The sequence below is a fragment of the Sphingomonas sp. genome (assembly GCF_048595155.1).
Taxonomy (GTDB): domain Bacteria; phylum Pseudomonadota; class Alphaproteobacteria; order Sphingomonadales; family Sphingomonadaceae; genus Sphingomonas_I.
The window spans coordinates 1-5142 of the sequence record NZ_JBMDXN010000048.1; the positions used below are offsets into that span (position 1 = coordinate 1).

Sequence of the window (5142 nt, forward strand, 5' to 3'; positions counted from 1 at the left end):
AATATCGTCGCGGCCACGATGCTGGCAATTGCCGGGGGCGGCATGGCCGCCGCCCAGACGACGCCGAAGGCACCATCACCCACTGCGCCCGCGATCGTCGAGGATTTCAAGCCGTCGACGCTCAACCAGCCGGGCCAACAATATCCGCAGGTCAATTCGCAAGGCTATGCGCGCTTTCGCATCACAGCACCGGAGGCGCAGAATGTTAAGGTGAGCTTGGGGCTGGGTGGGCGTGGCGGCACGACGCTTGCCAAGGCTGCAGACGGCAGCTGGACGGGTACCACCGCTGGCCCCCTCGATGAAGGCTTTCATTATTATCACCTCAACGTCGACGGCGGCACGTTCAATGATCCCGGCGCCTTGAACTTCTACGGGTCGGTGCGGTGGGAGAGCGGGATCGAGATCCCCGCCCACGATGCCGATTTCTACGCGTTGAAAGACGTGCCGCACGGCCATGTCGATCAGGTGCTTTTCCCCTCGCCGAGCACGGGCACGGCGCGCCGCGCATTCGTGTACACGCCCCCGGGCTACGACAAGGAGTCGCGGACGCGTTACCCGGTTCTTTACCTGCAGCATGGCTGGGGCGAGGACGAGACCGCCTGGTCCAACCAGGGCCATGCCAATCTGATCATGGACAATCTCATCGCGGCGGGTGCGATCCGGCCGTTCATCATCGTCATGACCTATGGCATGACCAACGATATCAAACCGGGCAGCCCTGGCGGCCTCGCCGCTTTCGATATCAAGCCGTTTCAGACCGTCTTGATCAACGAACTCATCCCCTATGTTGACGCGCACTTCCGGACGGTTGCGGATCAGCGCCATCGCGCGATGGCGGGGCTCTCGATGGGCGGCTTCGAAACCAAGCTGATCACCGCGAAGAATCTCGATAAGTTCGCCTATATCGGCCTCCTGAGCGGCGGCACCTTCTCGCTTGACGATGTCAACAAGACGCCAGGTTTCAAGGAAAAGGTGAAGCTGGCCTTCGTAAGCTTCGGCAGCCGGGAACTGGATGGCGGCATGCGCGGTCCTCCCGGCGGTCCGCCCTCCGATCCGCGCGCGAATGCCGCGGCACTGAAGCGGGCGGGCATCAACAGCGTGTTCTACGTCTCGCCCAACACGGCTCACGAATTCCTGACCTGGCGCCGTAGTCTGAAGGAACTCGCACCGCTGCTGTTCCGCGACTGAGGGGAAGAGGTTCCTGGAGTGTCAGGGCCGCCAGATCGCGAGCCCGGCGGCGATCAGGAGCGATGCACCGAGGGTTCGGGTGAGCAGCATCGCCAGCCTGCCGGGCCGAGACAGGACTATCCCCGCAAGGATGAGGGCGACGGAGCCCAACCAATAGGTCGTCGCCAACGGCGCGTCGTTGCCGGCAAGCTTGCGGAGGAGGAAGGTCGCCGTGAGCATCAGCGGCGAGCCCCACACGACGGCGTCCCACACCGATCGAAGCCGCGGCTCCTCTAGGCCGCGGCGGCGGCGTTTGCCCAGCCAGATATAGGTGCCTGTCGCGCAGATGGCGGTCAGCGCCAATCCCAATATTGCGTAGGCGATCTTCACCGGCAGCCCCCCGAAATTGCCGAAATGAAGATCGTAATTGGACGCCGCCGCCTGCTGCCCGAGCGCCCCATCGGAGAGACCTGCAGTGCCCAGAAAGCGGCCCTGCCCATCGAAATTATAATATTCGCCGAAGATCAGGCGGCGCGGCGGCGTGCCCAGGATCTGGATATGCTGCCCGCGCGTCAGCGGGTCATGCACCGTTACATATGTCAATCGCAGGCCAGGATGATGTGCGGCCATATAGGCAAGCGCGGCCGGCACGTCGGGGGGTGGCGCAGCCGTCTTGTCCGGCTTGCCTTCCGGTCCGAAGATCGGCGCGAACACGGCCTCCTGCTTGCCGCCATAGTTGGTCTTGGCGAGGCCGAACGCCATGACGCTGCCCAGGCCGATGACGGCACCGGTCAGGGCGATGCCGACGGTGAAGGGAAGGGTCCACACGCTCAGCCGGTTATGCCAGTCGGCCAGACCAAGTCCGTTCTGGTCGCGCGCGCGCAAGCGAAAGGCGTCGCGGAAGATGCGCGGGTGCGCGATGACGCCGGACAAAGCCAGGGTCAGCATCATCACACCCAATATTCCGACGATTGTGATGCCGACCATCCCCGGTATGTTCAGCAGATAGTGGAGCTGGACGACGAAGTCCGACCAGGCGATTTCCTCCTTGCCGGAAATATCGCCGCGCGCATCGATATGCAGCGCCTGATGATCCGTCGTGATGGTCGTGCGGGGCAGCGCGGCCACGGGCAGATGTGCGTAAAGATGGGTCGTAGGCGGCTGGCCGGCCTCTTTTGCAAGGACGGCGATGATGCCGCGCTGAAGCGCCTGGGGGTTGATCGCCGGCATCTCCGGCGCGCGTGGCTGCTCGATCCGCTGCCATTCCTCGAAAAAGACGGCAACCGTGCCGCTGAGGCTGACGATGTAGAGCAACGCGCCGGCGATCAGGCCGATCGCGGCATGCGCGGACAGCGCCCGCTTGACCGTGCTGCTATCGGGGATGAGCTTCACGCCAATCCGGCCGCCAACGCCAGCATGCCGGGTGCTGCGGCCAGTGCAAGCAGCCGCCACTGCCGGGCACGCTCCTCTTCCAGCAGCAGGAAAAAGGCCAGCATCGCCCATGCCACGGGCATCAAAAAGAAGCTGGCCACATTGGCGTTGGCTTCACCCGCGCCGCTCCAGGCAAGCAGTCCGCGTGCGGCAAGCCCAAGCCCAAGCGCGACGATCATGGCGGCGAGAACGACCATCAGGAACGTCACGATCCTTCGGCCCAGACGAAACGGCTCGCGGCCCTCCGGCAGCGCACCGACGCGGCGATTGGACGCGCGCGCGCCCGTGGCAGGGGGCGCCGTCACAGCGGCATGCGCGAGTAGCAGCAAGGCCGCCCCGATGCCGCCGATCGTCGCTATGGTGCTGCCCCAGGCACCCCCTGCGATCCAGCCCAGCGTGATCCCAAGCCCGAACAGGCACCAGCCGATCGCATTCCAGCCAAGGGAACGGCGGGGCAGGGACCAGGCCCGGCGCAGCACAAGGGCAGCACCCATGCTGGCGATGATCGCCGCGGGCAGCATCGTCTCGTCCATCATACCCGCCGGCGGGCCGGGCGTCGTTGTAGGAAAAGATTGAACCCGCTCACGCCTCTGTCCCCGTGCGCGGCCGATGTCGGCCCCGTTACATCCGCAACGTCTAATGCGATTGAGACGCGCTCGCAATAAACAATGCGCAACTTGCCGCTTTCGCCAGCAGTGGCAGGCAGGGAAGCGCGCCCTATCTGGCCTGACACGGCGCGGCATCATTGCCATCGGCGCGCCCGCCACATTACGGAAGAACGATTATGGCTGCCCCTATCCGCATTCTGCTGCAGACGACCATCCCGCCAACGCTCGATGATTGGAGCATCGCGCGCTTTTCGATCCTGCGGCAGTATCTGTCCGGTTTGCGGGACGCCGCCGGCGCGCCTTTGTGTGAAGTTGTCGCGCGGGATCGCGCGACGGTCGGGGCGCCAGATCCGGTGCTATCGACCCTCGATCAAACCGATTTCGATCAGCTGTGGCTCTTCGCGGTGGATACGGGCGATGGCCTGGAGGCGGAGGATTGTGCGGCAATCGGGCGCTTCCGCAAGCGCGGAGGCGGCCTGATGGTCACGCGCGATCACATGGATTTGGGAAGCTCCGTCTGCTCGCTCGGCGGCGTAGGCGAGGCGCATCATTTCCATAGCAAGAATGTCGAACGCGATGAACGCCGCCATGTGATTGATGATCGCGAAACCGCGGCGATCCTTTGGCCCAATTATCATTCCGGAGCGAATGGCGATTATCAGCGGATCGAGCATGTAGGCGCCCCGCATCCTGTGCTGCTGGACCCCAGCTCGGCCAGCGGCATCCTCTCCTATTTGCCGGCGCATCCACATGAGGGCGCGGTCGATGCCCCGCCGCTGGATCCCTCGGCACGCGTGATCGCGACCGGCGTCAGTCAGGTTACCGGCACGCGCTTCAACATTGCGGTTGCGTTCGAACCAACGGCGGAAAATGGTCCCGGCATCGCCCAATCGACCTTTCATCATTTTGCGGACTATAATTGGGATGTCGCGGCCGGCTGTCCCAGCTTCGTTACCGAGCGGCCCGGTACGGCCATGGCGCATTCGCCCGAAGCGCAGGCAGCCGTCCGACGCTACGTACGTAACCTGGCGCTTTGGCTGGCAGGCCGCCCGACCACCGAAAGCGCTGCCTGATCGCGTCGAGCCGCCCCCCAACAAGGATCGGATCGTTATGCTCGGGCCAGACAACCGCGTCGTGCTACCGATCCAGTCGGCCCAGACCGCGCAGGCTCGCCTGCAACGCCTCGTGCAGGGGCGTTTCCGGTAGCGATCCAAGAAAGCGCCGCAGCTTATCGTCGATCAGCCGCAGCGGCTGCCGCCACAAATAGGTCATCTCGCGCATTTCTCGTGCCGTCTCGTTGAAGGGCGCCATCAGGTGCACCAGCGCCCAGGGAAAGGGGTGAATGGGCGCCTGCGGCGTGCCGGCGGCCTGTCGCACGGCATCCGCGAAATCGCGATTGTCCGCCACCCATGTGCCGCCGAAGTGGAACAGCTCGAAATCGCTCAATTCGCTGTCCCGTTCCAACAAACGGACCATCGTTTCGGCGAGATCGGGCAGATAGGCCCAGGCATGGCCGATCCCCTTGCGACCGGGGTTGAACACGCGTCTGACCCGTCCTGGAAAGGGTAGCATGCCCTGCGCCAGCCAGCTGTTGCCGCTGCTCGGGCCGAAGAAATCCCCGGCTCGTACGATCAGGCTACGTGCACCGGATTGGCTTGCTTCCTGCAGCCGCCGTTCCATCTCGACGCGGATCTTGCCCTTGCGCGTGATGGGGTTCTGCGCCGCATCTTCGCCGACGGTCGCGCCCGCGTCCGGTCCGAAATTATAGACCGTACCCGGAAAGAGGATGCGTGCGCCGGTTGCCTTGGCGGCCATGATCGTGCTGTCCAGCATCGGCAAGGCGAGGCCCTGCCAATTGCGGTAGCCGGGCGGGTTCACGGCATGAACGATAACATTGGCCCCCAGCGCGGCCGCGCCAACGGCAGCCGGGTCCATC

The 5142-nt window shown here is 64.5% G+C and carries 5 protein-coding genes; 2 read left to right on the top strand and 3 right to left on the bottom strand.

All coding sequences use genetic code 11. The features are described from left to right. On the top strand, positions 1-1188 hold a 1188-nt coding region (locus ACOJSI_RS08160), incomplete at its 5' end, for an alpha/beta hydrolase (protein ID WP_420137774.1). A gap of 21 nt (positions 1189-1209) precedes the next feature. Here ACOJSI_RS08160 and ACOJSI_RS08165 read toward each other — a convergent pair. Together ACOJSI_RS08165 and ACOJSI_RS08170 are read right to left on the bottom strand one after the other, a co-directional pair. Further along, entirely contained in the window at positions 1210-2559 is a 1350-nt protein-coding gene (locus ACOJSI_RS08165; protein WP_420137775.1) for a PepSY-associated TM helix domain-containing protein, read from the bottom strand. Further along, complete coding sequence (locus tag ACOJSI_RS08170) at positions 2556-3131, bottom strand: hypothetical protein (RefSeq protein ID WP_420137776.1); 576 nt, start codon at positions 3129-3131, stop codon at positions 2556-2558. Before ACOJSI_RS08170 ends, ACOJSI_RS08165 begins: the two co-directional genes overlap by 4 nt. A gap of 251 nt (positions 3132-3382) precedes the next feature. On the opposite strand from ACOJSI_RS08170, the gene ACOJSI_RS08175 reads away from it, so the two are divergent. Continuing rightward, positions 3383-4279, top strand: a complete 897-nt coding sequence (locus ACOJSI_RS08175; protein WP_420137777.1) for a hypothetical protein — start codon at positions 3383-3385, stop codon at positions 4277-4279. Between the two features lie 64 nt (positions 4280-4343). Here ACOJSI_RS08175 and ACOJSI_RS08180 read toward each other — a convergent pair. Then, on the bottom strand, positions 4344-5142 hold a 799-nt coding region (locus tag ACOJSI_RS08180), incomplete at its 5' end, for a sugar nucleotide-binding protein (protein ID WP_420137778.1).